The 1,706-nt window shown below is 38.9% G+C and carries 1 protein-coding gene; it reads left to right on the top strand.

Annotation, left to right across the window (positions count from 1 at the left end):
- Window positions 1–174: 174 nt before the first annotated feature.
- Complete coding sequence (locus tag ACLUXO_RS10100) at window positions 175–1,542, top strand: IS4 family transposase (RefSeq protein ID WP_412137437.1); 1,368 nt, start codon at window positions 175–177, stop codon at window positions 1,540–1,542.
- Window positions 1,543–1,706 lie beyond the last annotated feature (164 nt).

Genomic DNA, 1,706 nt, shown 5'->3' with positions numbered 1-1,706 from the left:
CAATGTCATTAAGTTAAGGGATTGACATCTAAAAAAGAACCGTATTATCCAAAATTTGGGTAGTACGGTTCTTTTGACTTTTGTAGGATTCAGAATAAAAATAAACGTGGAAGTGTCATTAGCACTCCCACGTTTTTCGTAAACAGTAGAAATATATTGAAAGCTGTGTAAACTATGAAATCTCAATCTCTACCTGTAAATATTCTAGCTCTACTTGACTCCATTATCAATGAAGCTGTATCCAAAATTTCTGAATTTACCACCAAGCCAACTGCCTTTAGCAGACACCGTGTGATTGACGTTTCTAAGCTAATAATGCTGATCATCAATATGCAGTCCGAGAGCATTCAGAAGGAGCTGGTCAAGAACATATCGCTTTCTGGTTGTAGTATTACAGCTTCTGCTTTTGTACAAGCCAAAGCTAAGCTTAAGCCAGACATATTCAGATATATTTTTGACCAGCTTAATATGAATCTTACCAGCCTAAAGCTGTACAATGATGAATATAGACTGTTTGCCATTGACGGATCAGACTTTAATCAAGTATGGAATCCTAAATCTGAAAATATCGTCCATTCTGAAGGCACCAATCGCAAACCCTACTGCCAGGTTCATCTTAATGCCCTGTACGATCTTGAAAATAAGACCTATCAAGATTGTGTGATTCAACCTAAGAACAGGATGGATGAACGAAAGGCAGCCGTTGAAATGCTTTCTAGGCTTGAGTGCGGAAAGTATATCGTCCTAATGGATCGCGGATATCTATCCTTCAATATGATCCAGCACTGCAACGTAAATAAAGACTGCTACTACGTGATAAGGTCAAAAACAGGCCTCACTGCGATCAAAGAAATCAGCCAGCTGCCCGATGAAGAATATGACGGCATCCTTGACTGCTGGGTAACTACATCTAACCATTTCTATACCCAAAACAAAGATCATCTCAATATACATCTGGTAAACCATGTAAATCATCAGTACAAGAAGTTCAAATCCAAGAACAGTAAGGACAACAGCTGGGACTTTAAACAGTTTTGTCATGTAAGATTCCGCGTATGCAAGTTCAGAATCAACCCTGATGATGCTCCGAATAAGGAGCAGTGGGAAGTCCTGGTGACGAATCTTGACGCAGATAAGTTTCCGCTCGACAGAATGAAAGAACTATACAATTTACGCTGGGGAATTGAGAAGTCCTTCAAGACGCTTAAGTATGATGACTGCGGTATCCAGTTCCATTCCAAGAAAGATGAGTTTGTAAAGATGGAGCTGTATGCCCATCTGATTGCCTACAATGTGATAATGATCATGGTGAACCAGGCTTATGCCCCACATCCTAAGTCAAAATCTGACAGCACATACCAGATAAACCTATCCATGGCGTTCTTTTCAGCACATTATTTACTAGGTGCTGGATGGCTAAAGAAGGATTATGAGGAGTTACTTTACATGATTTCGATGTATATCGAGATGATCAGGCCTAACCGAAGTTACAATCGAAATATACATTCAAGAAGTGCAGTAGTTTTCAATTACCGACTATAATTCTGCAACATTTTCACAGTTTTCAAGTCCTACATAGGACTATTTTGTCATGCGTAGAAACAAAAAACTTGTTCAAGGATCATACCAAAGCGGCGTGATATTGAACAAGTTTTTATTTAGAACCACTTTATGGTCAATGTCAATCCCTTAACTTAATGACATTG

This window comes from Lactobacillus delbrueckii subsp. bulgaricus, assembly GCF_046938665.1.
Taxonomy (GTDB): Bacteria; Bacillota; Bacilli; order Lactobacillales; family Lactobacillaceae; genus Lactobacillus; species Lactobacillus delbrueckii_C.
This window is presented reverse-complemented; position numbering and strand designations above follow the sequence as displayed.

Coding starts and splice junctions, on each gene's coding strand:
- ACLUXO_RS10100 (WP_412137437.1), top strand. CDS start 175: ATGAAATCTCAATCTCTACCTGTAAATATTCTAGCTCTACTTGACTCC.